The following is a 25,984-nucleotide window of genomic DNA, read 5'->3' as shown; positions in this document are numbered from 1 at the left end:
AAACGGAACATGGCGTGGAGCTGTTTCGCGCCATGCATACCCCGGCTACGGAACGATCTTGTAGCCGCCGTTCTCTGTCACCAAAATCTCGGCATTGGAAGGGTCCCGCTCGATTTTCTGGCGCAGCCGGTAGACATGGGTTTCCAGCGTGTGGGTGGTGACGCCGGAATTGTAGCCCCAGACCTCTTCCAGAAGCACGTCGCGCGTCACCACCTTCTGGTCGGCGCGGTAGAGGTAGCGGATGATCGCCGCTTCCTTCTCGGTGAGACGAATCTTCTGGCCGTTCTCAAGCGTCAGCAACTTCTGGCTGGGCTTGAACGTGTAGGGCCCGACGCTGAAGGTCGCGTCCTCGCTCTGCTCGTGCTGGCGCAACTGCGCCCGAATGCGGGCAAGCAGCACGGCGAAGCGGAACGGCTTTGTCACATAGTCGTTGGCGCCGGCCTCGAGTCCGAGGATCGTGTCCGAATCGGTGTCGTGGCCGGTCAGCATGATGATCGGCGCCTTGAAACCGCCCTTGCGCAGAAGCTTTACCGCCTCGCGGCCATCCATGTCGGGTAGGCCGACATCCATGATCAGCAGATCCACCTGCTGCCCACGTGCGGTCTGGATACCCTTGGCGGCGGTCGCCTCCTGGATGAGATCGAATTCTTCGTAGAGCGAGAGTTGCTCGACCAATGTCTCGCGCAGGTCATTGTCGTCATCGACAAGAAGAATGGTACGGGTCGCCATTGGACAATTCCTGTTTGCTTCCATTTTCAAACTAGCTCAAATGCCTGTGTTGGCAAGCGAACCAGCATTGCTACAGCGCCGCGCGTCTTATCAGACGCGCAAAGGTCGCTGTCGCACTTTGATTTGCGGCATGTCTTTGTCCTTAAATCGAGGTCGATTTAAGGAGACATGCAGCAGATCGTTATATTCGCAACCGTGCTTATGGTGCCCCCCAAATCACGGGCAATGCAAAAATCCGTGAGAATGATGCGCAAGAAAACGTCGGGAAAAAGACCAGCCAAATCCATCATTACAGTCCGCCCGGCGCCGCGCGATCGAAGGCGGGCACTGGTGTGCTTCGACGGCCGCGTCGAGCAGGCGGCGATCGGACGAAGCGGCATCACCAGCCTGAAGCGCGAGGGTGACGGCGCCACCCCCCGCGCCGCAATGAAGCTGATCGGCGGTTATGTCAGGCGCGATCGGCTCTCCCTGCCGCCGACGCCGCTGCCGACGCGGACCACGCGCAGGGGCATGCTGTGGTGCGACGCGTCAGGCCACGCCCAATACAATCGTCCGGTCATGGCACCTTTCACGCCGAGCCATGAAGAGATGATGCGCGAGGACGGGCTCTATGACATCTGCCTGGTGATGGATTGGAACCTCATCGCTCGCCGGCGAAATGCCGGCTCGGCGATCTTCTTCCACCTGATCCGGCCGGGTTATGAGCCGACGCAGGGCTGCGTCGCGGTCAGCCTGCCGGCCATGTCGCGGCTGATCCCGCATATGCGGCGCGGCACCATTATCCAGGTTCTCTGATACCGGCCAGGGCGAAAGCATGTCGCGCAAAAGTGTGCGGCGGTTTTGCGATAACGACATGCAAAATATCAAAGACTTAAAGCAAGGAGCGAATCTGATCGCGACACGCTAGTGTCAGTCAGGCCAGCGACCGGGGCGTCACGAAACGCCGGAGCTTGGCGCCGCCGGGCGCTAGCTCCCGCCAACCCGTTGCTTCGAATTCGAGCACGGCAAGGGCAGCCGTCGGAAACTTGTCCGCCATACGCATGCGCAAGTCCGCATCGCCGGAACCGACGAGTTGGAACGCCAGGTCCTCCAAACCGGGATTGTGGCCGACGACGAGCAGCGTCCTGACGGCCGGATCGGTGGCGCGGAGGACGCTCAGGATCTGGGCCGCCCCCACTTCGTAGATCGCGCGGGTATTCTCGACCGCGATTCCCGTCGGCAAAGCCGCCGCCACCAATTGCCAGGTCTCCTGTGCACGTTTCGCCGTCGAGACAAGGGCGCGTTCCGGCACGAGCTCATGCTGCTTCATGTAGTCGCCCATCCGGGGCGCCGCCTTGCGGCCACGCTCGCCAAGTGGGCGATTGATATCGGCGACGCCCGCCGGCCAGGCGGACTTGGCATGCCGAAGCAGCATCAGGCAGTAGTTGTGAACAGGCAGATCGTCGCTCATCCATCGTCCTCCCACGGCTCTTCAGGTCACGAGTGGACAGCTTAGCGCATTTCGCCGAGCCGCGCGGAATGCCTGCTGCATGTCTCCTTAAATCGACCTCGGTTTAACGACAAAGACATGCAGCAAATCAAAGTGCTCAGTCACCTTTGCGCGTCCGATAAGACCGCGGCCCGCAGACAAAAAAGGCCGCCCCGAAGGGCGGCCATTTGCGCCGGAAAAGCTCAGATCCGGCTTATTTCCATTCGCGGATGTCGACGAAGTGGCCCGCCACCGCCGCGGCGGCTGCCATGGCCGGCGAGACCAGATGCGTGCGGCCCTTGAAGCCCTGGCGACCTTCGAAGTTGCGGTTCGACGTCGACGCGCAACGCTCGCCGGGCTTCAGCCGGTCGTCGTTCATCGCCAGGCACATGGAGCAGCCCGGCTCGCGCCAGTCGAAACCGGCTTCCTTGAAGATCTTGTCGAGGCCCTCGGCCTCGGCCTGTTCCTTCACGAGGCCGGAGCCTGGAACGATCATCGCCGAAACGGTCGAGGCGACCTTGCGGCCTTCGACGACCTGGGCGACCGCCCGCAGGTCCTCGATGCGGCCGTTGGTGCAGGAACCGATGAAGACGCGATCGATGGCAATGTCGGTGATCTTCGTGCCCGGCTTCAGGCCCATATAGTCGAGCGCGCGCCACTTGGAGGCCCGCTTGGTCTCTTCCTGGATTTCGTCCGGATTGGGAACGATGCCCTGAACCGAAATGACGTCTTCCGGCGAGGAGCCCCAGGAAACGATCGGCGGCAGGTTGGCGGCGTCGAGCACGACGACGCGATCATAATGCGCGCCTTCGTCCGTGTGCAGCGTCTTCCAGTAGTCGAGCGCCATGTCCCAGGCCTTGCCCTTTGGGGCGCGCGGCTTGTCCTTGATATAGGCAAACGTCGTCTCGTCGGGCGCGATCAGGCCGGCACGGGCGCCGCCTTCGATCGTCATGTTGCAGATGGTCATGCGGCCTTCCATCGACAGCGAGCGGATCGCCTCGCCGGCAAATTCGATGACGTGGCCGGTGCCGCCGGCGGTGCCGATCTCGCCGATGATCGCGAGAATGATGTCCTTGGCGGTGACGCCGGGCGGAAGCTGGCCGTCGACGCGAACCAGCATATTCTTCGCCTTCTTCTGGATCAGCGTCTGGGTGGCGAGCACGTGCTCGACCTCAGAGGTGCCGATGCCGTGGGCCAGCGAACCGAAGGCGCCATGCGTCGAGGTGTGGCTGTCACCGCAGACGATGGTCATGCCCGGCAGGGTGAAGCCCTGCTCCGGGCCGACGATGTGCACGATGCCCTGGCGCTTGTCGTTCTCGGAATAGTATTCGACACCAAAGTCGGCGGCGTTCTTGGCGAGCGCCTCGACCTGGATGCGGCTTTCCTCGTTCTTGATGCCGAGATGGCGGTCGGCCGAAGTCGGAACGTTGTGGTCGACAACGGCGAGCGTCTTTTCCGGTGCGCGGACCTGGCGGCCGGCCATGCGCAGGCCTTCGAAGGCCTGCGGGCTCGTCACTTCGTGAACGAGGTGACGATCGATATAGAGAAGACAGGTGCCGTCTTCCTGTTCGTTGACCAGGTGGTCGTCCCAGATCTTGTCATAGAGGGTACGCGGTGCGCTCATGGCGGTATATCCATCGAGTTTTCAAAAGGTAGGGGAGTCCGGCGCGGCAGGGCGGCCGGGAACGCTGATCAGGAGATCAGGATAGGCGGCTTGTAAGCGCCCCGTGGACGCGCGCAAAGAAACGTGCCGGCAGGCGCTTGTGATCCTGCAGCACGACGATTTTCTGTTCGCGACATCCGAATTTGGATTCCATGGCCGTGTTCATATCAATTTTCTGACAGGTCGGCAATCGGTGGAAGCGGCCTCAGCGCTGCTCGGCACGTCGCAGCCGCCGCTCCAGCATCCGCAATGCCAGAGACAGGCCGATGGTCAGCACCAGGTAGACATAGGCGACGATCGAGTAGGTCTCGAAGAAGCGGAAGGAGCCGGAGGCGTAAACCTTGCCCATCTGCGTGATGTCGGCGACGCCGAGCACCGACACCAGCGAAGAATCCTTGACCATGGCGACGAAGTCGTTGCCGAGCGGCGGCAGGATCACGCGGACCGCCTGCGGGAAGATGACGAGGCGAAAACGCTGATAGCGCGTAAGTCCCAGCGCCTTCGCAGCCTCGACCTGCCCCTTGTCGACCGAAAGGATGCCGGCCCGGAATACCTCGGCGATGAAGGCGGAATAGCCGATCATCAAGGCGATGATTGCACGCCACATCAGCGAGATGTCACGCACAACGACCGGGTCCATCCAGCCGGCACTGATCAATGGCGCGCAGACGAAATTGGCGGCGACGACCAGCGCCGGCGCCCCGACGAAGGCAATGTAGAACAGCAGAACCAGGATCGGCACGCCGCGGATGACTTCGGTATAGAAGCGCGCGATCTGCCGAGGCGCCGTGTGCTCGGAGAGCGCCATCAGCGCGATACCGAGGCCGAGCGTCGTCGCCAGCACGAAGCCCATGAGGGTCACGAAAACGGTGACGCCGAGGCCCTTGAAGACGACAGTGAAAACTTCGGAAAAGATGTCATTGCTGACGATCACGGCGGCAAGCGCCACCGCGATCACAAGAAGGGCGACCAACCACCAGGGATAGTCGCCCTTGCCGGACATATCAGGAGATTGCGGGGCAGCCACTCAGGTCAGCCGCCCATCTTGTATTCGAGGAACCACTTCTTATCGAGGGCATCGAATGTGCCGTCTTCCTTCAATGCCTTGATCGCGGCGTTGACCGGAGCGACGAGATCCGAGCCCTTCGGGAAGATGAAGCCGAAATCCTCGGTGCCGAGCGGGCCACCGACGACCTTGAGCTTGCCTTCGGAGGAATCGACATAGCCCTTGGCGGCGACGCTGTCGGTCAGTACCACGTCGACGTCGCCGGCCTTCAGCGCCTGGACGGTCGCACCGAAGGTCTCGAACAGCTTGACGCGCGGGTTCTGCTCGTTGCCGTCAAGCATTTCGTAGACGGCAGTGTAGAACGGCGAGGTGCCCGGCTGGGCGCCGACCAGACCGTCGGCAAAGGCGCCGAAGCTCTTGCCGTCGTTGAAGCGGTTTTCGTCGCTGCGCACCAGCATGAACTGCTGCGAACGCATATAGGGGTCCGAGAAGTCGACCTTCTCCTTGCGGTCATCCTTGATGGTGATGCCGGTCATGCCGATCTGGTACTGGCCGTCATGCACCGCCTGGATCATCGCGTCCCAGCTCGTGTTCTGGTATTCGACCTTGAAATTCAACCGCTTGGCGATCTCGTTCATGGCGTCGTATTCCCAGCCCTTGGCTTCGCCGGTCTTCGGATCCACGAACTGCAGCGGCGGGTAGGCGTTCTCCGTGACGACGACGACCGTCTTGCCGCCAAGATCGGGCAGGTCGCTGGCAGTGGCCGGTGCAGAAAATGCGAAAGGAACGGCAAGTGCGGCTGCGATGCCCGCAAGCACGTGGCGACGGATTGTCATTGGAGGGCTCCCGAAAATTGTGGCAGCGGAAAATGTCACAAATTCCGTCGAAAAGACAAGCGGATAGTACCAAAAAAGAAAGGCGGCCGAGGCCGCCCTTCCAACAATCCGCCGCTGCATGTTCCCTTAAGTCTTACCGGCTTAGGGACAAGAACATGCAGCAACTCAATTTTCCACAGCGACCTTTGCGCGTCTAAGACGCGCGGCGCTGTAGGGATTGAAATCTTATTCTGCTGCGGCTTCCGCTGCTGCCTTTGCTTCGGCGGCTTCGGCTGCTGCCTTCTCGGCGGCGAGCGCCTGAGCTGCTGCAACCTTTTCAGCCTCGATACGTGCTTTTTCCTCGGCAATCGCCTGGCGCTCGGCTTCGTTCAGCTTGCGGGCGCGCGTGCCGGTGTTCTCGACGATACGAGCCGACTTGCCGCGACGGTCGCGCAGGTAGTAGAGCTTGGCGCGGCGAACCTTACCGCGGCGAACCACTTCGACGCTCTCGACGAGCGGAGAGTAAACCGGGAATACGCGCTCGACGCCTTCGCCGTAGGAGATCTTGCGAACGGTGAAGCTTTCGTTGATGCCGCCGCCCGAACGGGCGATGCAGACGCCTTCATAGGCCTGTACGCGGGTACGGTTGCCTTCGACAACGCGGACGTTGACGCGCAGCGTGTCGCCTGCGGAGAATTCGGGGAGCGTGCGCTTGGCGGCGATCTTGGCGGCCTGTTCGGCTTCCAGCTGCTGGATGATGTTCATCGGTCTAACCTTTCAAGTTCTTCTGAAACAGCCAGAGCGCTCTCGATGAACCTGTCGGGCTTGCCTTCAGGTCTTGCCGGAAACCGACAGGAGCGGATTCGCCATTCTTTGTTGTGGTCGACGGGCACAGAACCCGAACCGGGGCGGCACATACACCAATCGGTTCGGCTTGTCATCCCCGGAAGCCATATTTTCTCGGCGATCCGCGCCGAACATGATGATTCTATCAGAAAATCCGCAAATAGGCGCGGGCGATTATCGGACGCAACGGACTTGCGGCCGCCACAACCACCGGCTATCCCGAGCGTGGTGGGTCGGGGGAGACCATGCATATCTTCGAAGTTCTCATGCTTTTTGCGGCCGGCTTCCTGTCCGGTGTCGTCAATGCCATCGCCGGCGGCGGAACGTTCCTGACCTTCGGGGCGATGACCCTTGGCGGCCTTTCGCCGATCGTCGCCAATGCGACCTCGTCGATCATCCAGTTCCCGGGCTATATCACCTCGGCACTCGCCTATGCCAAGGAGATCCGCGCCGACAAGCGCTATGCAATGCTGCTCGGTGTAATCTCGGCGCTCGGCGGCCTGGGCGGCGCGCTGCTACTCGTCTCGCTTTCCAACGCCTCCTTCCGCGCGCTGGTCCCCTGGCTGCTGCTTGCGGCAACGGCGATCTTCGCCGCCGGGCCGCTCTTGAAGCCCAAGGCGCGCGTTGACGAGCATGCGATCAATCCGGCCGGCATCGGCGCCCAGTTCGTCACCTCCGTCTATGGCGGCTTCTTCGGCGCCGGCATGGGCATCATGATGCTGGCAGTGCTGGGGCTGGCCACCGGTGGCGGCTACCACCGGCTGAACGCCCTCAAGAACTTCATCTCGATCGTGATTGCCGCCATCGCCATCGTCGTCTTTGCCGCCGGCGGCGTCGTCTCCTGGCTGCATGCGGCGATCATGGTGCCGGGAGCGGCCCTTGGCGGTTACTCCGGCGTCTGGGCGGCTAGGCGCGTGCCGCAGGTGATCATCCGCGCCCTCGTCGTCGCCGTCGGCCTGCTGCTGGCCGCCTATTATTTCTTCACGAGCTGATCGAGAAGGTCGGGCCTGCGCTCGGCGGTGAGGCGTTTCGCCTCCGCCTCGCGCCACTTGGCAATCGCGCCGTGGTTGCCCGAGGTCAGCACCGCCGGGATTTCGCGGCCTTCGAAGACCTGCGGCCGGGTATAATGCGGATGCTCGAGCAGGCCGCCTTCGAAGCTTTCATGAACACCCGAAAGCTCGTTGCCCATGACGCCTGGCAGGATGCGCACCACGGCATCGAGCAGCGTCAGCGCCGCCGGCTCGCCGCCGGAAAGAATATAGTCGCCGATCGAAACCTCTTCGAGGCCGCGGGCATCGATCACCCGCTGGTCGACGCCTTCAAAGCGTCCGCAGACGATGACGACACCGGGACCGGCGGCAAGTTCGCGCACCCGCGCCTGCGTCAGCGGCCGGCCGCGCGGGCTCATCAGCAGCCGAGGGCGATCATCGCCCTCAGAAACATGGTCGATCGCCCGGGCGAGCACGTCGGGCTTCAGCACCATGCCGGCACCACCGCCCGCCGGCGTATCATCGACGGTGCGGTGCTTGTCCTCGGCAAAATCGCGGATCTGCACCGCCTCGATCGACCATTGGCCGCGCTCCAGCGCCTTGCCCGAAAGGGAAACGCCGAGATGGCCCGGAAACATTTCGGGATAGAGCGTCAGAACAGTCGCACGAAAGGTCATCGCCGCATCGCTCACTTGCGTTTTGCGGAAAACGGATTGCCCGAATCCTGGTCCTTGTCGTCGGAAAGACCGGCGGCAACCGGATCGACCAGCAGCTTGCCCGCTTCCAGATCGATTTCCAGCACCGACCACTCGGTAAAGGGGATCAGCACCGGACGCCTGCCCGGACCCTTCAGCTCCAGGAGATCACCGGCGCCGAAGTCGAAAACGCCGCTGACCTTGCCGTAGCTGGTGCCATTGCCGTCGATCGCTTCCAGGCCCTCGAGATCGGCATAGAAAAACTCGTCCTCGTCGAGATCCTCGTCCGGAAGGTTGTCCCGCTCGATGAAGAGCTCGAGGCCATTGAGCGCCTCGGCGGCATTGCGGTCGTTGACGCCGCGGAAGCGCACGATGACGACGTTCTTCGCCTCGCGGATTTCGAGCACCTCGAACACGCGGCCGTCGGCACTGTGCAGGTTGCCGTAGTCGCCAAGCGCCGTCGGATCGTCGGTAAAGGACTTGACCCTGACCTCGCCGCGCAAGCCTTGCGCCGCGCCGATCGTCGCCATCAGAACCGGGTTTTCGAGTTTGCTCATCGTCCTCGTCCGTTTCGGGATATATCGGTGCACATAACGGAAAACGGGCGGCATGGAAATGCCACCCGTTTCCTTATGTCACGGCAAGCCGGAGCGGGGATGCGGTCGAAAGACCGCCGATCCCGCTCCGAACCGTTTGCCGGCGATTATTCCGCGGCAGCTTCTGCAGCGGCAGCAGCGGCTTCTTCAGCCTTCTGCTTGGCTTCAGCAGCGCGCTCCTGAGCCTTCTTGCCCGGAACGGCCTTGGCCGGGTTGTTGCGAGCCGGACGCTTTGCCAGGCCAGCCTGGTCGAGGAAGCGCAGAACGCGGTCGGTCGGCTGAGCGCCCTGGGCGATCCAGTGGGCGACGCGCTCGGCGTCGAGCTCGACGCGCTTTTCGTCGTCCTTGCCGAGCATCGGGTTCCAGGAGCCGATCTTCTCGAGGAAGCGGCCGTCGCGCGGGCTGCGGGCGTCGGCAACGACGATCTGGTAGTACGGACGCTTCTTGGAACCGCCACGGGCGAGACGAATTTTCAGTGCCATTTCAGTTACTCCTTGCAGGCTTTCTTGACCGCTTCGTTCAAGCGGAATGGTTTGTGCCGGCGTTGCCCGCGTTATGCGAACGATCGGCGGCGATGGCTTCATGATGCCGGATGACTTCCTTGATGATGAAGTTCAGGAACTTCTCGGCGAAATCCGGATCCAGATTGGCATCCTTGGCCAGGCGGCGCAGGCGTTCGATCTGGTATTCTTCGCGCGCCGGGTCGGCCGGCGGCAGATCATGCTTGGCCTTGAGAACGCCGACTGCCTGGGTGCAGCGAAAACGTTCGGCCAGCATGTGGACGAGCGCGGCATCGATGTTGTCGATCGACTGCCGGTAGCCCGCCAATTCCTGTTTGATTTCGGGATCAATCATCTCTTACCGATCCTCACTTCTTCTTCGGCAGGCCGGGAAGGCCGGGGAAACCGCCACCGAGGCCCGGAAGCTTGGCGCCGCCCAGACCCGGCAGACCACCGCCACCGAGGCCCGGCATTCCGCCCGGCTTGAGGCCGGCGGCTTCCGCCTGCTTCTGCAGCGCTTCGAGCTGCTTCGGGTCGAGCTTCGACAGGTCAGGCATGCCGCCGCCACCGAGGCCCATCTTGTTGGCAAGGCCGCCCATCATCTGCTTCATCATGCCGCCTTTGCCCTTGCCGCCCATCATCTTCATCATGTCCGCCATCTGGCGGTGCATCTTCAGAAGCTTGTTGATGTCGGCGGCATCGGTGCCGGAACCGGCGGCGATGCGCTTCTTGCGCGAGTGCTTGAGAAGGTCCGGATTGGTGCGCTCGGCCTTGGTCATCGACGAGATGATCGCGAGCTGACGCTTGAAGAGCGTGTCGTCGAGACCGGCCGCAGCCATCTTGTCCTTCATGCCGGCCATGCCGGGCATCAGGCCCATGATGCCGCCCATGCCGCCCATCTTCTGCATCTGCTTGAGCTGGTCGGCGAGATCGTTCAGGTCGAACTTGCCCTTGGCCATCTTGGCGGCCATGGCCGCCGCCTTCTCGGCGTCGATGTTCTCGGCCGCCTTTTCGACCAGCGAAACGATGTCACCCATGCCGAGGATGCGGTCGGCGACGCGGCGGGGATGGAACTCTTCGAGCTCGCCCATCTTCTCGCCGACACCGATGAGCTTGATCGGCTTGCCGGTGACGGCCCGCATCGAGAGCGCCGCGCCGCCGCGGCCGTCGCCATCCATGCGGGTGAGCACCAGGCCGGTGATGCCGACGCGTTCGTCGAAGTTGCGGGCGAGGTTGACGGCGTCCTGACCGGTCAACGCATCGGCGACGAGCAGGATTTCATGCGGATTGGACTTCCGCTTGATCTCCGCCATCTCGATCATCAGCGGCTCGTCGATATGGGTACGGCCGGCAGTGTCGAGGATGACGACGTCGTGACCGCCGAGCTTGGCAGCCTGGACGGCGCGCGCGGCGATATCGGTCGGCGACTGGCCGGCAATGATCGGCAGCGTGTCGACGCCGGTCTGCACGCCCAGCTGACGCAGTTGCTCCTGCGCGGCCGGACGGCGCGTGTCGAGCGAAGCCATCAGGACCTTTTTCTTGTCCCGCGACTTCATCCGGTTGGCGATCTTGCCTGTCGTCGTCGTCTTACCCGAGCCCTGCAGACCGACCATCATGATGACGACGGGCGCCGGCGCATTGAGGTCGATGGTGACCCCCTCGGAACCGAGCATCTCGACGAGCTCGTCATGGACGATCTTGACGACCATCTGGCCGGGCTTGATCGACTTCAGGATCTCGGCGCCGACGGCCTTCTCGCGAACCTTTTCAGTAAAGGAGCGCACGACATCGAGCGCGACGTCGGCTTCGAGCAGCGCACGGCGAACCTCGCGGAGCGCGGCGGAAACATCGGCTTCCGACAATGCGCCGCGGCCGGTCAGTCCATTCAATATGGAACCAAGGCGGTCCTGGAGGCTCTCGAACATTCTTACTTCCTTCTGGTTTCCGGTGGCGATCAACTCGCCGGAAACGTGGGTTCCTTCGCGCGGAAAACAAGGCGCAAAGCCAAAAACCACCCGAGGGCGCGACGCGCTGTCGGATGGTGACCTCCGGGTTCTCTTTATACCTTGGCGGGACCCGGTCGGCGGCTTCGAAGACTTGAGCTTGCGAAGGAATTGCGGCGGATAAACAGGAAAGCGTGGCAAAAGTCAAGGACGGCAGGGCAATGAGGGCGCTTCAGGCTCAAAGCGCCTCGCCCTCGACCTCTTCGCCCAGTTCCCCGGCCAGTTGCTCGAAGGCCGTCGCGACCCGCGTCATTACCCTGAGCGCCGCCACCACTTCGGTCTGGTTGATGTCGCCAAGCAAGGCGTGCAGCATCTCGACTTCGCGGCGATGGATTTCCTCGAACAGATCGCGCCCGGCAACCGTCGGGGTACAAAGATAGGCGCGCCGATGTTCCGGATTCGGCTGCTTCTCGAGCAAATGCTTGTCCATCAGCCCGGTGACGATGCGCAGCACGAACTGCCGCTTCATCGACAGGCGTCGCGCCGCCTCCGGCACGGTTAGCTGCATTTCGCAAAAAAGCTCGAGAACCGCACGCTCGGCCACGGAAATGCCGGCCCCATTGAGCATATGCTCCGACGCGCGTTGCATATTGAGATGGACGGAGCGGACCAGCTTCAGGGTCTTGTAGAGGCGTTCATGCGGATCGAATCGAACGAGCATGCGAACACGATAGCAATCCAGTTGCTGTCTTCAAGAATTTATTAAGGCCCGACCTTCCATCGCCTACGCCGGTGTACCATTTGATTCAGTCACGAGACATGCCGAAAGGCTCCGGATGAAGAAGACGCCCAATCCATATTATCGAGGCCCCGTCTCCGATCATTTTGACGGAACCCGCTTCTTCAATCCCGGCGGCAAGCCGCCCAAGGGCATGGCGGACCTGCTGCGCTGGCAGTTCGGCGGCGGCAAGGTCCGCTGGCCGGCGCACAATCCAAGTCCGTTCGCGCAGGTGAAGCCCGAACTCAGCGTCGAAGGCGAACGCCTGCGCGTGACGATGGTCGGCCACGCGACACTGCTTATCCAGGTGCACGGCGTGAACATTCTTACCGACCCCGTCTGGGCGCATCGCGCCAGCCCCTTCGCCTTCGCCGGCCCGCAGCGCCGCAATGCCCCCGGCATCGAGCTCGACGATCTGCCGCCGATCGACATCGTGCTGGTCACCCACAACCATTACGACCATCTCGATGTCGAAACGCTGGCCGCGCTTCACGAAGAGCACACGCCCAGGATCATCACTCCGCTCGGGAACGACACGATCATCCGCCACGCCGTTCCCGATGCCGAGGTAACGGTGGTCGACTGGCACGATCGGGTCGATTGCGGCGATGACATCGTGATCCACGCGGAGCCCTGCCACCACTGGTCGGCCCGCGGCTCACGCGATCGGCGCATGGCGCTCTGGGCCGCCTTCGTCCTGGAGACGCCGGCAGGCAAGATCTACCATGTCGGCGACACCGGCTTTCACGGCGGCACAAATTATCGCGCCGCCCGCGAAAAACACGGCGCTTTCCGTCTCGCCAACCTGCCCTTCGGTTCCTACGAACCGCGCTGGTTCATGCAGGACCAGCACCAGAACCCGGAAGAAGCGGTACGCGGCATGATCGATTGTGCCGCCGCCCACGTCGCCGGCCACCATTGGGGCACGTTCCGCCTGACCGACGAGGGCGTCGACGAGCCGCGACTGGCGCTGGAACGGGCGCTCGATGCGGCCGGCATCGCCCGCTCCCGTTTCCGGCCGCTTCGTCCCGGCGAGGTCTTCGACGTGCCTGCCGCCGCATCCGCCGGGGAATGAAGGCGGCACTGGTAATTTCCGGGCTTTTCCGCCATATACAGCCCGAATGAAGGGTGCCTCGCTTGATGCGGGCCGGTTTGGACCATCGCCACATGACCGACAACGTGCAATTCGCCAGAATGAACGGGCTTGGAAACAAGATCCTCGTCGTCGACATGCGCGGTCGGAAGGATCGCGTGACGCCCGCAGCCGCGATCGCGCTCAATGCCGACCCGGCAACGGCCTTCGATCAGATCATGGCGATCCACGACCCGAAGGCCGCCGGCACCGACGCCTGGATCGACATCGTCAATTGCGACGGCTCCATGGCCCAGGCCTGCGGCAACGGCACGCGCTGCGTCGTCCAGGCGCTTGCCGCCGAAACCGGCAAGAAGGCGTTCACCTTCCAGACCGTCGCCGGCATCCTGAATGCCGCGGAGCATGAGGACGGCACGATATCGGTCGATATGGGCAAGCCGGTCTTTGCCTGGAACAGGATCCCGCTTGCCGAGGAGTTCGCCGATACGAGCCGCATCGAATTGCAGATCGGCCCCATCGACAATCCGGTCCTGCATTCGCCCTCGGCCATGTCGATGGGCAATCCGCACGCGGTCTTCTGGGTCGACAAGGATCCGATGTCCTTCGATCTCGATCGCTTCGGTCCGCTGCTTGAAAACCATCCGATGTTTCCCGAGCGCGCCAACATCACGCTGGCACAGGTGCTTTCGCCCGCGTCGCTGCGCACCCGCACCTGGGAACGGGGCGCCGGGCTGACGCTTGCCTGCGGCTCGGCAGCCTGCGCTGCAGCCGTCAGCGCCGCACGCACGGGTCGCACCGGCCGCAAGGTCACGATCGACGTCTCCTCCGCCCCGGCCCCGGCCAAGCTGACGATCGAATGGCGCGAGCGCGACGATCATGTGATCATGACCGGACCTGCCGAATGGGAATGGTCCGGTACGCTGAACCCCACCACCGGCACCTGGCAGCGCGAGGGAGCCGAGGCCAGCGGAGCGCAGGCGCTTTGAGCGGCGTCGAGGTCATAACCTTCGGCTGCCGCCTCAATACTTACGAATCCGAAGTGATGCGGGCGGAAGCCGAGAAGGCGGGGCTGAACAACGCCATCCTCGTCAACACCTGCGCCGTCACCGGCGAGGCGGTACGCCAGGCGCGCCAGGCGATCCGTCGCGCGCGCCGCGACAACCCGCATGCCCGCATCATCGTCACCGGTTGCGCTGCGCAGACGGAAAAGGAGACCTTTGCTGGAATGGCCGAGGTCGACGCCGTGCTCGGCAACGAGGAAAAACTCAAGAGCGCCTCCTATCGCGCCCTGCCCGATTTCGGCGTCTCGGCGGAAGAAAAGCTGCGCGTCAACGACATCATGAGCGTGCGCGCCACGGCACCGCAGATGGTCAAGCACATCGATGGTCACGTGCGCGCCTTCATCCAGGTGCAGAACGGCTGCGACCATCGCTGCACCTTCTGCATCATCCCCTATGGCCGCGGCAATTCCCGCTCCGTACCGATGGGCGCCGTCGTCGACCAGGCGCGCAAGCTCGTCGAAACCGGCTACTGCGAGATCGTGCTGACCGGCGTGGACGCCACCAGCTACGGCGCCGACCTGCCGGGCACGCCGACGCTCGGCCTGCTTGCAAAGACGCTTCTGAAACAGGTGCCCGACATCCGCCGCCTGCGGCTCTCCTCGATCGACGGCATCGAGGCTGACAAGCATCTCTTCGACCTGATCGCCGACGAGGCGCGCTTCATGCCGCATCTGCACCTGTCGCTGCAGCATGGCGACGACCTGATCCTGAAGCGCATGAAACGCCGGCATTCGAGCGCCGATGCCCGCGCCTTCGCCGATCAGGTCCGGCGCTTGCGCCCCGGGATCAGTCTCGGCGCCGACATGATCGCGGGTTTCCCGACGGAGACCGAGGAGATGTTCGAGAATGCCGCGAAGCTCGCCGAGGATTGCGGCATCGCGCATCTGCACGTTTTTCCCTATAGCCCGCGTCCGGGCACGCCGGCCGCACGCATGCCGCAGCTCGATCGAGCGCTCGTCAAGGATCGCGCCGCCCGCCTGCGCACCGTCGGCGCAGCGCTTTACGCGCAGCATCTCGAAGGCATGGTCGGCAGCGAGCAGACGATCCTGGTCGAGAACAACGGGCTCGCCCACACCGAAAACTTCACGCTCGTCGACGCCGCCGGCCTGAAAGCCCGCGCGCTTGTCCCGGTCACGATCACCGGCCACAATGGCAAGCATCTGACGATGCAGATAAAACAGATGGCTGCGGCCTGATTTATGCGGAATTCCTGAATGGCAATGGGTTTCATCAAGAGGATCTTCACCTTCGGCAAGGGTGCGGTGGAGGAAACGAAGCCGCCGGAAGGTGTGCCTGACGAGACGATTGTCTCTTCGCCCGAGGCGGAGCGGCAGCCTGAGCCAAGCGCTGAGGCAGTCAAGCCGTCTGCCCCTGTCGCCGAGGCAGAGATCGTCGAGGAAAGCCCCGAAGCCGCCTTCGAACCGCCTGTTGATATCGAGACGCTGCCTCTCTCCGAGGACGATCCGGTGCTCGAAGCCGAGATCGAGACCGCCGGTGGACCGGCTTCGGATGATGCCGAAGAGTTGGCTACCGACGAGATCGAAACCGCGGCCATCGAAGATGCTGCAGTACCCCCCTCTGTCCCTTCGGGACATCTCCCCCACAAGGGGGGAGAACAGGTGGAGACCGAGGCCGCCGCTGAAGAAACACCATCAGCTATCGAAGCTGCGGAAGCTGTCGCTGACGAGGAGCCCGTGGATGCGGATGGCACACTCGTAACCTCCGCCCCCCATGCAGAGGTTGCAGACAATGCCGAGCGTCTCGAGGCAACGGCAGATGATGGCGCCCCGGCATCCGCGCCGGAAACCCCGGCCAGCGAGGAGCTCTCCTTGGACGCCGCGGGCGAGCCCAGCGCAATCTCCCCCACTGTGGGGGAGATGCCCGGCAAGGCAGAGGGTGAAGCCGCAGCCCTGCAAGAAGGCTCCGAGACAGCAGAGAACACCGCCGCAGAGGCAACGACCGACATCGCGCCGAGCGAGGCAGGCGAAGCCGAGCTAGCCGCAGCCCGTGCCCTCCCCAAGGGCTTCTCGGCCACCGAGCGCAAACCCAGGGAGGAACCGGTCGCCGCGCCGAAGGAAAAGCTCACCTGGTACCAGCGGCTGCGCCGCGGCCTTGCGCGCACCTCGTCGCAGCTCACCAGCCAGATCGCCAGCCTCTTCACCCAGCGCAAGCTCGACGAAGCGACGCTGCAGGACCTCGAAGACCTGTTGATCCAGGCCGACCTCGGCGTCGAAACGGCGATGCGCATCACCGATACGCTCGCCTCCGAGCGCTACGGCAAGGATGTTTCCGGCGAGGACGTCTCTCGCATCATGGCCGGCGAGATCGCCAAGGTACTTTCGCCCGTCGCCAAGCCGCTGGAGCTGGATCTTAGCCACAAGCCGCACGTCATCCTGGTGGTCGGCGTCAACGGCACCGGCAAGACCACGACGATCGGCAAGCTCGCCGCCAAACTTTCGGGCGCCGGCCTCAAGGTCATGCTCGCTGCCGGCGACACCTTCCGGGCCGCGGCGATCGAGCAGCTCAAGATCTGGGCGGAGCGCACAAACTCCGACATCGTTGCCTCCAAACTCGGTGCCGATGCGGCCGGCCTTGCCTATGAGGCGTTCCAGCAGGCGCGCGAGAAGAAGTCCGACGTCCTGATCATCGACACCGCCGGCCGCCTGCAGAACAAGGCGGAGCTGATGGCCGAGCTCGAAAAGATCGTCCGCGTGCTCGGCAAGCTCGATCCGGACGCGCCGCATACCGTGCTGCAGACCCTCGACGCCACCACCGGACAGAACGCCCTGCAGCAGGTCGAGATCTTCCGCAACGTCGCCGGCGTCAGCGGCCTGATCATGACCAAGCTCGACGGCACGGCGCGCGGCGGCATCCTCGTCGCCATCTCCGCCAAGCATAAGCTGCCGGTCTATTTCATCGGCGTCGGCGAAGGCGTCGACGATCTGGAACCGTTCGAGGCCAAGGATTTTGCCGAAGCGATCGCTGGCGTCGCCGCCTGACGAGGCGTTGCGCGTTGGCGTGAAGCCGCCGTCTTGATATGGTTTTGCCGCAAAGCTGGTGTTAAGAGCAGCAGGCACATGCGAAAACAGGACCCCCAGATGTCGACGATCGAGGCTACCAAGCCGCAGAAGGAAGTCAGCCCCTTGCTCAAGATGGTGCTGGAGCTTGGGCCTCTGATGGTCTTCTTCTTCGCCAATTCGCGCGGCGAATGGCTGGCCGGGCATTTCCCGGCGCTGGCCGAACTCGGCGGTCCGATCTTCATCGCCACCGGCCTCTTCATGGCCGCGACCGCAATCGCGCTCATCGTCTCCTGGATGCTGACCCGCACGCTGCCGATGATGCCGCTGATCTCGGGCATCGTCGTCTTCGTCTTCGGCGCGCTGACGCTCTGGCTGCAGAACGACACCTTCATCAAGATGAAGCCGACGATCGTCAACACGCTGTTCGGCGCGATCCTGCTCGGTGGCCTCCTGTTCGGCAAGTCGCTGCTCGGCTACGTCTTCCACTCCGCCTTCAAGCTCGACGAACCCGGCTGGCGCAAACTCACGCTGCGCTGGGGTGTGTTCTTCCTGTTCCTCGCCGTGCTCAACGAGGTGGTCTGGCGCTCGTTCTCGACCGACTTCTGGGTCGCCTTCAAGGTCTGGGGCACGATGCCGATCACCATCCTGTTCACGCTCGCCCAGATGCCTTTGATCATGAAGCACTCGCTTGACCAGGAGAACGCCGAGTGAGCACTGCTCTCGAGGAGAATGACAGCCGCAACCGGCGCGCACTCTTCTGGCTGGCCGCCTGTTTCGCGGTCCTCATCATCCAGATCATCACCCAGCATCTGATGGGCCGTCTCTGGATCTGCGAGTGCGGCTACGTCAAGCTCTTCGAGCCCGTGGTAAAATCCAGCGGCAACTCGCAGCACATCGCCGACTGGTACACGCCGTCGCACATCATCCACGGCTTCCTGTTCTACGGCCTCGGCCACCTGCTGTTGCGCGGCAAGCCGCTGTCGGCAAAGCTGTTCCTGGCGACGGTGATCGAATCCGCCTGGGAGATCGCCGAAAACACCCCAATGGTGATCAACCGCTACCGCTCGGCAACAATCTCGCTCGACTATTTCGGCGACAGCGTCCTCAATTCCACCATGGACACGCTGGCCATGGTCGCCGGCTTCCTGTTCGCCGCCCGTATGCCCATCTGGCTGACGGTGACGGTCGCCATCGTCTTCGAGATCTTCACCGGCTGGCTGATCCGCGACAATCTCACGCTCAACGTACTGATGCTGGCCTGGCCGCTCGACGCCGTCAGGGAATGGCAGGCGGGGATTTAGGCGGGCGTCAGACTTCGGCCCCGCCCCTCATCACGCTGCCGCAACCTTCTCCCCGCAAGCGGGGAGAAGGGAGATGACGCACCCTCCTCCTCCGCATCACCGCTGCAGGCCGGATCAGTAAGGTGGCCGGCAGGCCGAATGAGGGGCTAATCTGTCGACAGCGCGCCGGACTTACGAACCCGCAATCGCCTTCTCGATCGCCGGCAGCAGGCCGGTCTTGACGCTGTTCTCGTCAAAGGGACCGACACGCTTGTAGAGGATCGTACCATCAGGCCCGACGAGGTAGGATTCCGGGATGCCGTAGACGCCCCAATCGATCGCCGCCTTGCCGCGTGGGTCGACGCCGATCGCGGCGAAGGGATTGCCGAGTTCGCCGAGGAAGCGCAGGGCGTTTTCGTTCTGGTCCTTGTAGTTGATGCCGACGACGGTGAGCCGCGGATCCTTCGCCAGTTCCCGAATGAAAGGGTGCTCCTGACGGCACGGCACGCACCAGGAGGCCCAGACGTTGACGAGCGTCAGCTTGCCCTTGATCGCGGCATCGGTCAGCGCCGGCATCGGCTGGCCGTCGCGGGTCGCCCCTTCGAGCGGCGGCAGCTCGAGCTTCGGCGCCTTGGTGCCGATCAGTGCCGACGGGATCTCGCTGACATCCTTGCCGGAATTGAGCTGGCTCCAGAAGATCGCCGCAAGCCCGGCGAAGATGATGAGCGGCAGTGCCGCGAGGACGAAACGCAAGGGGCCGGGTTTGCGTTCTTCGCCGCCGGGCGCAGGGGTGCTGGTCATCGTGTCTCTCCCGATGCCGCTTCGGCCGAGCGCCGGCGAATGCCTGACGCTTCGAGTTCGGCGAGTTCACGTCGACGCGCACGCCCGTCCAGAACGACCCAGGCAATCAGGCCGAGCACAGTCAGCGTCGCTATTCCATAGCTCGTAAAGACGTAAGCGGTGTGGCTCATCATTTCGTGCGGGCTCCCCTGCCGGCGCTGCGCGCCGCCAGACGGCGCAGCGCCGTGACGCGCCGGCGCAGGATTTCGTTGCGCATGGCGGCGATGTGCAGCGTGAAGAAGAGAAGCGTGAAGGCGATTGCCATCACGATCAGCGGCCACAGGAACTCCGGATCGATCGTCGGCCCGTCGAGCCGCATGACGCTCGCCGGCTGATGCAGCGTGTTCCACCATTCGACCGAGAACTTGATGATCGGGATGTTGACGAAGCCGACCAGCACCAGCACCGCGGAAACCTTGGAGGAGCGTGCCGGATCGTCGATCGCGCGATTGAGCGCCATCAGTCCCAGATACATCAGGAACAGCACGAAGACCGAAGTGAGCCGCGCGTCCCAGACCCACCAGGTGCCCCACATCGGCTTGCCCCAGAGCGAGCCCGTCACAAGCGCCAGGAAGGTGAAACAGGCGCCGATCGGTGCTGCCGCGCGCGAGGAGACGTCGGCGAGCGGATGGCGCCAGACGAGGGTGCCAAGGGCTGCCAAGGCCATTACCGAATAACACATCATCGACAACCAGGCGGCGGGCACGTGCACGTACATGATGCGCACCGTCTCGCCCTGCTGGTAGTCGCCTTCGGTGGAGAAGGAAAGCCAGAGGCCGGCGACGAAGAACAGCGCCGTCAGGCCGGCAAGCCAAGGCAGCAGACGGTCGGCCAACGCCAGGAACCGTGTCGGGTTGGCGAGGTCACTGAATTTGCGGATGGCCAGGCTGTTTTCGCTCATGATGGCTCTTTAACGCTTAAGCCCCTCTGCTGCAATTGATCCCCGTCAATCGACCGATCACGATCAGTTGGTGTCACCAATCATAAACGTGATCGATCTGAATGACTTAGCGCCGGCCGCGGCGGAAAACGGCAAACAGTTTCAGCCGATCCGTGCCGATTGCGTCAATCGGACGCGTGCCGAAGTGCTGCGGCGGCGGCAACCGGCCCGATAACGGCGAAGAACAGGGTGATTGCCGCGAGGATCATCAAGGGCGGCAGGAACGGCGCCGGATCCTCGACCGCCGCATAGACCGCGCTGACGCCGAAGATCAGCACGGGAATGGCAAGCGGCAGCACCAGGATCGAAACGAGCAGCCCGCCGCGCGGCAGCGACACGGCGACGGCCGCGCCGACCGCGCCGATGAAGGTGATCGCCGGCGTGCCGATCAGAAGCGTCAGCATGGTCGCGCCGATCGCAATCTCGCTCATGTTCATGAAGAGACCGAGCAAGGGCGAAGCGATCACCAGCGGCAGGCCGGTCGCCGCCCAATGGGCCGCGCATTTGACGAAGACGGTGAAGAGCAGCGGCGTCTCCTGCATCAGCATCAGATCGAGGGAACCGTCGTCCCGCTCCGCCTGGAACAGGCGGTCAAGACCAAGCAGCGAGGCAAGCAGAGCGCCGATCCAGAGGATCGCCGGGCCGATGCGCGAAAGCAGGTTCAGATCCGGGCCGACGCCGAAGGGAATGACCGCGACCACGGTCATGAAGAAGAGCACGCCGATCATCGCGCCGCCGCCGGCACGGATCGACAGCTTCAGATCGCGGAAGAAGAGCGCCATCATACCGCCAGTCTCGCGGCGGCGAGCGCGGACACGCGTCCATGCATCACGCCCCTACGCATCATGCCAGCCCCCTCCCGCCAGATGCTCGAAGCCCTTCATGTGCAATTCCTTTGTTTGATCGAGCCCGAGCGGCTGGTGCGTCGCTGCGACCACGATGCCGCCCTTGCCAAGATGCGCCTTCACCAGATCCGCAAACAACCGGTCGGCGCCGGCATCGAGGGCGGCGGTCGGCTCATCGAGAATCCAGATCGGGCGGTAGGCGACGAGCAGCTTCGCCATCGCCATGCGGCGCTGCTGACCGGCCGAGAGATAGCCGAAAGGCAGGTGCGCTATGTCAGGCAGACCGACAGCCTCGACGGCCTCATCGAGGGCGACGCCATGGCCTCCAGGCGAATCGCCCATGAAACGCTGCCAAAAGGAAAGATTTTCTGCGACCGTCAGTTCGCGCTTCATCGCGTTGCGGTGACCGAGATAATGGCTGACCTCTGCGGGACTGGCTATTTCCGGGGGGCCATTCTCAAGTTTCAAGTGCCCGCGTTCGGGCCTCAGCAAACCTGCCAGAACGCGGAGCAAAGTGGACTTGCCCGAGCCGTTCGGACCCGTCACGACAAGGGCTTCGCCGGTACCAAGCGCGAAGGAAATATCGTTAAAAATCAGATCCTCGCCGCGCTTCGCACTCAAACCTTCAGCCAGCAGGCGCATGAATATCTGTCTTCCCTTCGCGCGTCTTCCGCAGAGCAAAAAAAGTTCCAATTGAACCTTCGTTGCTCTGGCACGTTTTGGAGAAATTATCTATAAGGCGGCCAACACGCCAGCGGTCGGCGTGAATTTCATCCTAGCGCCGAACATGGAATGAATTTCCACGTACGGACAGCGGAAATGGCCGCACCCGCATCCCAATTTGCGCTTCACAGGCGCTCGGGCGTTCGTACGTCAGTTTTTGGCGATCAGACGGAACGGGGTATTATCCAGTGTCCAAATCCCTAGACAGCTTCAATTGTCGCTCCACGCTCACCGTCAACGGTGTGGACTACGTCTATTACAGCCTGCCCAAGGCTGAGGCGAACGGTCTCGCCGGCGTATCCAGGCTCCCCTACTCGATGAAGGTTCTGCTCGAGAACCTGTTGCGCAACGAAGACGGCCGTTCCGTCACCAAGAAGGACATCGAGAACATTGCCGCCTGGCTCAACGACAAGGGCACGGCTGAAAACGAAATCGCCTATCGTCCGGCCCGCGTGCTGATGCAGGACTTCACCGGCGTTCCCGCCGTCGTCGACCTCGCTGCGATGCGCGACGCCATGGTCTCGCTCGGCGGCGACCCGGAGAAGATCAACCCGCTCGTTCCCGTCGACCTCGTCATCGACCACTCGGTCATCGTCGACGAATTCGGCACGGCGACCGCCTTTGCCCGCAACGTCGAACTCGAATACCAGCGCAACGGCGAGCGCTACCGCTTCCTGAAGTGGGGCCAGCAGGCGTTCAAGAACTTCCGCGTCGTTCCGCCCGGCACCGGCATCTGTCACCAGGTCAATCTGGAGTATCTGGGCCAGACGGTCTGGACCCGTGAAGAAGACGGCGAAATCACCGCCTATCCGGATACCTGCGTCGGCACCGACAGCCACACCACCATGATCAACGGTCTCGGCGTTCTCGGCTGGGGTGTTGGCGGTATCGAGGCGGAAGCCGCAATGCTCGGCCAGCCGGTCTCCATGCTGCTGCCGGAAGTCATCGGCTTCAAGCTGACCGGCAAGCTGAAAGAGGGCGTCACCGCGACCGACCTCGTGCTCATGGTCGTTCAGATGCTGCGCAAGAAGGGCGTGGTTTCGAAGTTCGTCGAATTCTTCGGCCCGGGCCTCGACAACATGACGCTCGCCGACCGTGCGACCATCGGCAACATGGGTCCGGAATACGGCGCGACCTGCGGCTTCTTCCCGGTCGACAGCGAAACCATCAACTACCTCACCATGTCCGGCCGTGAAGAACAGCGCATCGCGCTGGTCGAAGCCTACTCCAAGGCGCAAGGCATGTGGCGCGAAGGCGACGGCGCCGATCTCGTCTTCACCGACACGCTCGAACTCGACCTCGGCGACGTCGTTCCGTCGATGGCGGGCCCGAAGCGTCCGGAAGGCCGCATCGCGCTCGAAAGCATCGCCTCCGGTTTCGCCACCGCGCTCGAAAACGACTACAAGAAGCCCGGCCAGCTTTCGAACCGCTATGCCGTCGAAGGCACGGATTACGACCTCGGCCATGGCGATGTCGCGATTGCCGCGATCACGTCGTGCACCAACACCTCCAACCCGTCGGTGCTGATCGCGGCCGGCCTGCTCGCCCGCAACGCGGTCGCCAAGGGCCTGAAGTCCAAGCCCTGGGTCAAGACCTCGCTCGCACCGGGATCGCAGGTCGTCGGCGAATACCTCGCCAAGTCCGGCCTGCAGAAGGACCTCGACGCGCTCGGCTTCAACCTCGTCGGCTTCGGCTGCACCACCTGCATCGGCAACTCCGGTCCGCTGCCGGGTCCGATCTCGAAGACGATCAACGACAAGGGCCTGATCGCCGCCGGCGTTCTGTCGGGCAACCGCAACTTCGAAGGCCGTATCTCTCCTGACGTTCAGGCGAACTACCTCGCTTCGCCGCCGCTCGTCGTCGCCTACGCGCTCGCGGGCTCCGTGCAGAAGGACCTGACCAAGGAGCCGATCGGCGAGGATAAGGACGGCAAGCCGGTCTTCCTCAAGGACATCTGGCCGACCTCGAAGGAAATCCAGGAGTTCATCTTCAAGTACGTCACGCGCGAGCTCTACGCGACGAAATACGCGGACGTCTTCAAGGGCGACGAGAACTGGCAGGCCGTTCAGGTTCCGGCCGGGCAGACCTACGCATGGGACGAAGGTTCGACCTATGTGCAGAACCCGCCGTACTTCGTCGGCATGGGCAAGACCGGCTCGGGCATCTCCGACATCAAGGGCGCTCGCGTTCTCGGTCTCTTCGGCGACAAGATCACCACCGACCACATCTCTCCGGCCGGTTCGATCAAGGCCGCTTCGCCGGCTGGCTCCTACCTCATCGGCCATGGTGTTGGCGTTGCCGACTTCAACCAGTACGGTACGCGCCGCGGCAACCATGAGGTGATGATGCGTGGCACGTTTGCCAACATCCGCATCCGCAACCACATGCTCGGCCCGAATGGCAAGGAAGGTGGCTACACCATCCACTATCCGTCGAAGGAAGAGATGTCGATCTACGACGCGGCCATGCAGTACAAGGAAGAGGGCGTTCCGCTCGTCATCTTCGCCGGCGTCGAATACGGCAACGGTTCGTCGCGTGACTGGGCCGCGAAGGGCACCAACCTGCTGGGCGTCAAGGCCGTCATCGCGCAGTCCTTCGAGCGTATCCACCGCTCGAACCTCGTCGGCATGGGCGTCATCCCCTTCGTCTTCGAAGAGGGCACGACCTGGGAATCGCTGGGCCTCAAGGGCGATGAAGTCGTCACCATCGACAACCTCGCCAAGGTCCAGCCGCGCGAGAAGCGCGTTGCCAAGATCACCTATGGCGACGGCAGCGTGAAGGAAGTTCCGCTGATCTGCCGCATCGATACGCTGGACGAAGTGACCTACGTCAACAACGGCGGCATCCTGCAGACCGTTCTGCGCGACCTGGCCGCCTGATCGGCCGCGGTCGACATGCCGTGAAACATCGGAGCCGGGACGCCGAAAGGCGCCCCGGCTCCTTCTTCTCCGGCCGGCAAATACCGGTACGCCCGCTACAAGATGGCACTCACCCGCGACCTCACTCCAACGTGACTTTCCGTTGATGCCTGGCCGGCGTATGTAATTAGCTCCCCCACAAGGAGTAGGCCGACGGCCCCAACGAAGTGACGCCATGACATCCGCAGACCGTTCTCTCATTCGCCCTTTTGCACTGGCTTTCGGGCTGTTCACAGCCGCTGGTGCACCGGCCGGGGCACAGGACGGACAGGTGATCAAAGGCGTCGTTGAACTGTTCACCAGCCAGGGCTGTTCTTCGTGCCCGCCGGCGGATGCGGCGCTGAAGACGCTGGTCGACGACGGTGACGTCGTGGCGCTCGCCTATCACGTCGACTACTGGAACTATCTCGGCTGGGCCGACACGCTCGCCTCCAAGGAAAATACCGAGCGGCAATATGCCTACGCCCGCATGCTCGGTCGCAACGGCGTCTATACGCCCCAGGCCATTTTGAATGGCCGTGACCATCTCAACGGCGGCAATCTTCAGGCGATCAAGACGCGGCTGGAAACAATGAAGGCCGAAGGCAAGGGGCTTGCCGTACCCGTCGATGCGAAGATCCAGGACGAAGAGATCCAGATCAACATCGGTAGCGGCATCGGCAAGGCGAACGTCGTCGTCGTCTATTTCGACCGTGCGAAAGTCGTGAAGATGGAGAAAGGCGAGAACAGCGGCAAGGAAATCCCCTACTGGCATGCCGTGCGCGACATTCAGACGATCGGCATGTGGGATGGAAAACCGGCAAGCTTCACCCTTCCTGCAACGGTCCTGACCGAGCGCCCCGGCAATAGTGGCTGTGCCGTTCTCTTGCAGTCGATGAAGGACAAGGAGACGCCGGGCGCGATCGTCGGCGCAGCCGCCGTGCTCGCCGGCCCCCAGGGCAAACTCTAGCGCGAAGCGCGAGGGGGTGGTTCGGCCCGGCAGCATCGAGGGGCTGGGGCTGAGGGTTCGAAGTTACCGGACCGAACCGGCCATGGCTGCGTTCGGTGAACTCCCGCAGCATGACGACCTGACCGGACATACGGTGGCAACGACTCTGTCCGTCAGCGCCCGCGAGTTTTGCGGTGAATTGGGGCGGCGATTTGACTGAAATGGGGCAGAGGCAAGAAATGCCCTCATCGTCCAACGGCTTCCGGCTTGCTTTTCGGCTCACGTCAGGCACACTGTTATCGTTCTGT

At 63.2% G+C, this 25,984-nt stretch carries 27 protein-coding genes; 10 read left to right on the top strand and 17 right to left on the bottom strand.

The annotated features are described in order from the left end of the window. Positions 1–45 precede the first annotated feature (45 nt). Entirely contained in the window at positions 46–729 is a 684-nt protein-coding gene (locus tag ACQ5BM_RS19640; RefSeq protein WP_429814748.1) for a response regulator transcription factor, read from the bottom strand. 246 nt (positions 730–975) lie between these two features. On the opposite strand from ACQ5BM_RS19640, the gene ACQ5BM_RS19635 reads away from it, so the two are divergent. Further along, a complete protein-coding gene (locus ACQ5BM_RS19635; protein WP_429814745.1) occupies positions 976–1,524 on the top strand; it encodes a L,D-transpeptidase family protein in 549 nt (182 codons plus the stop codon). 118 nt (positions 1,525–1,642) lie between these two features. Here ACQ5BM_RS19635 and ACQ5BM_RS19630 read toward each other — a convergent pair whose 3' ends face one another. From ACQ5BM_RS19630 to rplS, 5 genes are all read right to left on the bottom strand, one after another. Beyond that, positions 1,643–2,179 carry a SixA phosphatase family protein gene (locus ACQ5BM_RS19630; RefSeq protein ID WP_429814742.1) on the bottom strand — a complete coding sequence of 179 codons (537 nt, stop codon included), beginning with the start codon at positions 2,177–2,179 and terminating at the stop codon, positions 1,643–1,645. A 232-nt stretch (positions 2,180–2,411) separates the two neighbouring features. Continuing rightward, on the bottom strand, positions 2,412–3,821 hold the full coding sequence (gene leuC / locus ACQ5BM_RS19625) for a 3-isopropylmalate dehydratase large subunit (protein WP_429814739.1): 1,410 nt from the start codon (positions 3,819–3,821) through the stop codon (positions 2,412–2,414). 244 nt (positions 3,822–4,065) lie between these two features. After that, positions 4,066–4,863, bottom strand: coding sequence for an amino acid ABC transporter permease (locus ACQ5BM_RS19620; protein ID WP_429815222.1), 798 nt, complete (start codon positions 4,861–4,863; stop codon positions 4,066–4,068). Between the two features lie 29 nt (positions 4,864–4,892). Next, positions 4,893–5,702, bottom strand: a complete 810-nt coding sequence (locus tag ACQ5BM_RS19615) for a basic amino acid ABC transporter substrate-binding protein (RefSeq protein WP_429814736.1) — start codon at positions 5,700–5,702, stop codon at positions 4,893–4,895. A gap of 225 nt (positions 5,703–5,927) precedes the next feature. Beyond that, entirely contained in the window at positions 5,928–6,446 is a 519-nt protein-coding gene (rplS, locus tag ACQ5BM_RS19610) for a 50S ribosomal protein L19 (RefSeq protein ID WP_043625625.1), read from the bottom strand. A gap of 326 nt (positions 6,447–6,772) precedes the next feature. On the opposite strand from rplS, the gene ACQ5BM_RS19605 reads away from it, so the two are divergent. Next, a complete protein-coding gene (locus ACQ5BM_RS19605; protein WP_429814733.1) occupies positions 6,773–7,519 on the top strand; it encodes a sulfite exporter TauE/SafE family protein in 747 nt (248 codons plus the stop codon). Here the strand turns inward: ACQ5BM_RS19605 and trmD are convergent. The 6 genes from trmD to ACQ5BM_RS19575 all read right to left on the bottom strand — a co-directional run bounded on the left by trmD (position 7,501) and on the right by ACQ5BM_RS19575 (position 11,971). Next, positions 7,501–8,193 carry a tRNA (guanosine(37)-N1)-methyltransferase TrmD gene (gene trmD, locus ACQ5BM_RS19600; protein WP_429814730.1) on the bottom strand — a complete coding sequence of 231 codons (693 nt, stop codon included), beginning with the start codon at positions 8,191–8,193 and terminating at the stop codon, positions 7,501–7,503. The two genes, ACQ5BM_RS19605 and trmD, sit on opposite strands and share 19 nt — an antisense overlap. 11 nt (positions 8,194–8,204) lie before the next feature. After that, complete coding sequence (rimM, locus tag ACQ5BM_RS19595) at positions 8,205–8,768, bottom strand: ribosome maturation factor RimM (RefSeq protein WP_429814727.1); 564 nt, start codon at positions 8,766–8,768, stop codon at positions 8,205–8,207. Positions 8,769–8,914: 146 nt separating this feature from the next. Further along, entirely contained in the window at positions 8,915–9,289 is a 375-nt protein-coding gene (rpsP, locus tag ACQ5BM_RS19590; RefSeq protein ID WP_429814724.1) for a 30S ribosomal protein S16, read from the bottom strand. 37 nt (positions 9,290–9,326) lie between these two features. Then, on the bottom strand, positions 9,327–9,662 hold the full coding sequence (locus ACQ5BM_RS19585; RefSeq protein WP_065374094.1) for a chorismate mutase: 336 nt from the start codon (positions 9,660–9,662) through the stop codon (positions 9,327–9,329). 13 nt (positions 9,663–9,675) lie between these two features. After that, positions 9,676–11,232, bottom strand: a complete 1,557-nt coding sequence (gene ffh, locus ACQ5BM_RS19580; RefSeq protein ID WP_429814721.1) for a signal recognition particle protein — start codon at positions 11,230–11,232, stop codon at positions 9,676–9,678. Positions 11,233–11,488: 256 nt separating this feature from the next. Beyond that, the gene (locus tag ACQ5BM_RS19575) at positions 11,489–11,971 is read right to left on the bottom strand and encodes a MarR family winged helix-turn-helix transcriptional regulator (RefSeq protein ID WP_429814718.1); all 483 of its coding nucleotides are present in this window, start codon (positions 11,969–11,971) and stop codon (positions 11,489–11,491) included. Positions 11,972–12,086: 115 nt separating this feature from the next. On the opposite strand from ACQ5BM_RS19575, the gene ACQ5BM_RS19570 reads away from it, so the two are divergent. From ACQ5BM_RS19570 to ACQ5BM_RS19545, 6 genes are all read left to right on the top strand, one after another. After that, a complete protein-coding gene (locus tag ACQ5BM_RS19570) occupies positions 12,087–13,103 on the top strand; it encodes an MBL fold metallo-hydrolase (protein WP_429814716.1) in 1,017 nt (338 codons plus the stop codon). Positions 13,104–13,195: 92 nt separating this feature from the next. Continuing rightward, on the top strand, positions 13,196–14,107 hold the full coding sequence (gene dapF, locus ACQ5BM_RS19565; RefSeq protein WP_429814713.1) for a diaminopimelate epimerase: 912 nt from the start codon (positions 13,196–13,198) through the stop codon (positions 14,105–14,107). Continuing rightward, a complete protein-coding gene (mtaB, locus tag ACQ5BM_RS19560) occupies positions 14,104–15,378 on the top strand; it encodes a tRNA (N(6)-L-threonylcarbamoyladenosine(37)-C(2))-methylthiotransferase MtaB (protein ID WP_429814711.1) in 1,275 nt (424 codons plus the stop codon). Before dapF ends, mtaB begins: the two co-directional genes overlap by 4 nt. A gap of 18 nt (positions 15,379–15,396) precedes the next feature. Continuing rightward, positions 15,397–17,181 (top strand): signal recognition particle-docking protein FtsY, encoded by a 1,785-nt coding sequence (gene ftsY, locus ACQ5BM_RS19555; RefSeq protein WP_429814709.1) that lies wholly within the window; start codon positions 15,397–15,399, stop codon positions 17,179–17,181. 99 nt (positions 17,182–17,280) lie between these two features. After that, entirely contained in the window at positions 17,281–17,913 is a 633-nt protein-coding gene (locus ACQ5BM_RS19550; RefSeq protein WP_429814706.1) for a septation protein A, read from the top strand. Continuing rightward, the gene (locus tag ACQ5BM_RS19545; protein ID WP_429814704.1) at positions 17,910–18,503 is read left to right on the top strand and encodes a DUF2585 domain-containing protein; all 594 of its coding nucleotides are present in this window, start codon (positions 17,910–17,912) and stop codon (positions 18,501–18,503) included. Before ACQ5BM_RS19550 ends, ACQ5BM_RS19545 begins: the two co-directional genes overlap by 4 nt. 171 nt (positions 18,504–18,674) lie before the next feature. On the opposite strand, the gene ACQ5BM_RS19540 is transcribed toward ACQ5BM_RS19545, so the two are convergent. From ACQ5BM_RS19540 to ccmA, 5 genes are all read right to left on the bottom strand, one after another. Beyond that, on the bottom strand, positions 18,675–19,283 hold the full coding sequence (locus ACQ5BM_RS19540; protein WP_429814702.1) for a DsbE family thiol:disulfide interchange protein: 609 nt from the start codon (positions 19,281–19,283) through the stop codon (positions 18,675–18,677). Continuing rightward, positions 19,280–19,456 carry a heme exporter protein CcmD gene (gene ccmD / locus ACQ5BM_RS19535; RefSeq protein WP_429814699.1) on the bottom strand — a complete coding sequence of 59 codons (177 nt, stop codon included), beginning with the start codon at positions 19,454–19,456 and terminating at the stop codon, positions 19,280–19,282. The genes ACQ5BM_RS19540 and ccmD overlap by 4 nt, the downstream gene beginning before the upstream one ends. Next, positions 19,453–20,223: a heme ABC transporter permease gene (locus ACQ5BM_RS19530; protein ID WP_429814696.1), complete on the bottom strand. Its 771-nt coding sequence runs from the start codon at positions 20,221–20,223 to the stop codon at positions 19,453–19,455. Before ACQ5BM_RS19530 ends, ccmD begins: the two co-directional genes overlap by 4 nt. A gap of 164 nt (positions 20,224–20,387) precedes the next feature. After that, a complete protein-coding gene (gene ccmB / locus ACQ5BM_RS19525; protein WP_429814693.1) occupies positions 20,388–21,047 on the bottom strand; it encodes a heme exporter protein CcmB in 660 nt (219 codons plus the stop codon). Positions 21,048–21,098: 51 nt separating this feature from the next. Next, entirely contained in the window at positions 21,099–21,749 is a 651-nt protein-coding gene (gene ccmA / locus ACQ5BM_RS19520; protein ID WP_429814690.1) for a heme ABC exporter ATP-binding protein CcmA, read from the bottom strand. A 269-nt stretch (positions 21,750–22,018) separates the two neighbouring features. Between ccmA and acnA the strand changes: the two genes are divergently transcribed. Both acnA and ACQ5BM_RS19510 read left to right on the top strand, forming a co-directional pair. Beyond that, positions 22,019–24,709, top strand: a complete 2,691-nt coding sequence (gene acnA, locus ACQ5BM_RS19515; RefSeq protein ID WP_429814687.1) for an aconitate hydratase AcnA — start codon at positions 22,019–22,021, stop codon at positions 24,707–24,709. Positions 24,710–24,923: 214 nt separating this feature from the next. Beyond that, complete coding sequence (locus tag ACQ5BM_RS19510) at positions 24,924–25,697, top strand: DUF1223 domain-containing protein (protein WP_429814685.1); 774 nt, start codon at positions 24,924–24,926, stop codon at positions 25,695–25,697. The last annotated feature ends 287 nt before the right edge of the window (positions 25,698–25,984 follow it).

This window comes from Ensifer sp. B1-9 (assembly GCF_050474445.1).
Classification (GTDB): domain Bacteria; phylum Pseudomonadota; class Alphaproteobacteria; order Rhizobiales; family Rhizobiaceae; genus Ensifer.
This window is presented reverse-complemented; position numbering and strand designations above follow the sequence as displayed.

What these genes read in the sequence shown, in the direction of transcription:
- ACQ5BM_RS19640 (WP_429814748.1), bottom strand. Translation starts at nt 729, where the DNA reads ATGGCGACCCGTACCATTCTTCTTGTCGATGACGACAATGACCTGCGC.
- ACQ5BM_RS19635 (WP_429814745.1), top strand. Translation starts at nt 976, where the DNA reads ATGCGCAAGAAAACGTCGGGAAAAAGACCAGCCAAATCCATCATTACA.
- ACQ5BM_RS19630 (WP_429814742.1), bottom strand. Translation starts at nt 2,179, where the DNA reads ATGAGCGACGATCTGCCTGTTCACAACTACTGCCTGATGCTGCTTCGG.
- leuC (WP_429814739.1), bottom strand. Translation starts at nt 3,821, where the DNA reads ATGAGCGCACCGCGTACCCTCTATGACAAGATCTGGGACGACCACCTG.
- ACQ5BM_RS19620 (WP_429815222.1), bottom strand. Translation starts at nt 4,863, where the DNA reads ATGTCCGGCAAGGGCGACTATCCCTGGTGGTTGGTCGCCCTTCTTGTG.
- ACQ5BM_RS19615 (WP_429814736.1), bottom strand. Translation starts at nt 5,702, where the DNA reads ATGACAATCCGTCGCCACGTGCTTGCGGGCATCGCAGCCGCACTTGCC.
- rplS (WP_043625625.1), bottom strand. Translation starts at nt 6,446, where the DNA reads ATGAACATCATCCAGCAGCTGGAAGCCGAACAGGCCGCCAAGATCGCC.
- ACQ5BM_RS19605 (WP_429814733.1), top strand. Translation starts at nt 6,773, where the DNA reads ATGCATATCTTCGAAGTTCTCATGCTTTTTGCGGCCGGCTTCCTGTCC.
- trmD (WP_429814730.1), bottom strand. Translation starts at nt 8,193, where the DNA reads ATGACCTTTCGTGCGACTGTTCTGACGCTCTATCCCGAAATGTTTCCG.
- rimM (WP_429814727.1), bottom strand. Translation starts at nt 8,768, where the DNA reads ATGAGCAAACTCGAAAACCCGGTTCTGATGGCGACGATCGGCGCGGCG.
- rpsP (WP_429814724.1), bottom strand. Translation starts at nt 9,289, where the DNA reads ATGGCACTGAAAATTCGTCTCGCCCGTGGCGGTTCCAAGAAGCGTCCG.
- ACQ5BM_RS19585 (WP_065374094.1), bottom strand. Translation starts at nt 9,662, where the DNA reads ATGATTGATCCCGAAATCAAACAGGAATTGGCGGGCTACCGGCAGTCG.
- ffh (WP_429814721.1), bottom strand. Translation starts at nt 11,232, where the DNA reads ATGTTCGAGAGCCTCCAGGACCGCCTTGGTTCCATATTGAATGGACTG.
- ACQ5BM_RS19575 (WP_429814718.1), bottom strand. Translation starts at nt 11,971, where the DNA reads ATGCTCGTTCGATTCGATCCGCATGAACGCCTCTACAAGACCCTGAAG.
- ACQ5BM_RS19570 (WP_429814716.1), top strand. Translation starts at nt 12,087, where the DNA reads ATGAAGAAGACGCCCAATCCATATTATCGAGGCCCCGTCTCCGATCAT.
- dapF (WP_429814713.1), top strand. Translation starts at nt 13,196, where the DNA reads ATGACCGACAACGTGCAATTCGCCAGAATGAACGGGCTTGGAAACAAG.
- ftsY (WP_429814709.1), top strand. Translation starts at nt 15,397, where the DNA reads ATGGCAATGGGTTTCATCAAGAGGATCTTCACCTTCGGCAAGGGTGCG.
- ACQ5BM_RS19550 (WP_429814706.1), top strand. Translation starts at nt 17,281, where the DNA reads ATGTCGACGATCGAGGCTACCAAGCCGCAGAAGGAAGTCAGCCCCTTG.
- ACQ5BM_RS19540 (WP_429814702.1), bottom strand. Translation starts at nt 19,283, where the DNA reads ATGACCAGCACCCCTGCGCCCGGCGGCGAAGAACGCAAACCCGGCCCC.
- ccmD (WP_429814699.1), bottom strand. Translation starts at nt 19,456, where the DNA reads ATGATGAGCCACACCGCTTACGTCTTTACGAGCTATGGAATAGCGACG.
- ACQ5BM_RS19530 (WP_429814696.1), bottom strand. Translation starts at nt 20,223, where the DNA reads ATGAGCGAAAACAGCCTGGCCATCCGCAAATTCAGTGACCTCGCCAAC.
- ccmB (WP_429814693.1), bottom strand. Translation starts at nt 21,047, where the DNA reads ATGATGGCGCTCTTCTTCCGCGATCTGAAGCTGTCGATCCGTGCCGGC.
- ccmA (WP_429814690.1), bottom strand. Translation starts at nt 21,749, where the DNA reads ATGCGCCTGCTGGCTGAAGGTTTGAGTGCGAAGCGCGGCGAGGATCTG.
- ACQ5BM_RS19510 (WP_429814685.1), top strand. Translation starts at nt 24,924, where the DNA reads ATGACATCCGCAGACCGTTCTCTCATTCGCCCTTTTGCACTGGCTTTC.